This is a genomic window from Xanthomonas codiaei, from assembly GCF_002939785.1.
In the GTDB taxonomy this organism is placed as follows: Bacteria; Pseudomonadota; Gammaproteobacteria; order Xanthomonadales; family Xanthomonadaceae; genus Xanthomonas; species Xanthomonas codiaei.
In genome coordinates this window covers 1-257 of record NZ_MDEC01000108.1, presented here as the reverse complement: position 1 = coordinate 257, position 257 = coordinate 1, and the positions used below count along the sequence as shown (strand labels likewise).

The window sequence follows — 257 nt, the reverse complement described above, 5'->3', positions numbered from 1 at the left end:
TTCTTGGTCGAACTGGGCGCAGCGATCAGCGTCGCATCGACGATCGTGCCCGACCGCAGGCTCTGACCCTTGCGCGCCAGATGCGCGTTGACCGCTTCCAGCATCCGTGCGGCAAGGCCATGGGTCTCCAGCAGGCGCCGAAAGTTGAGAATCGTGGTCTCGTCGGGAATGTCGTCCAACCCACCGAGCTGGGCAAAGCGCCGCAAGGTCGGAATCTCGTGCAGCGCTTCTTCCATCGCCGGATCGCTCAACGCATA

At 63.0% G+C, this 257-nt stretch carries 1 protein-coding gene; it reads right to left on the bottom strand.

The annotated features are described in order from the left end of the window. On the bottom strand, window positions 1–257 hold a 257-nt coding region (locus XcodCFBP4690_RS22250), incomplete at both ends, for a transposase (protein ID WP_146092062.1).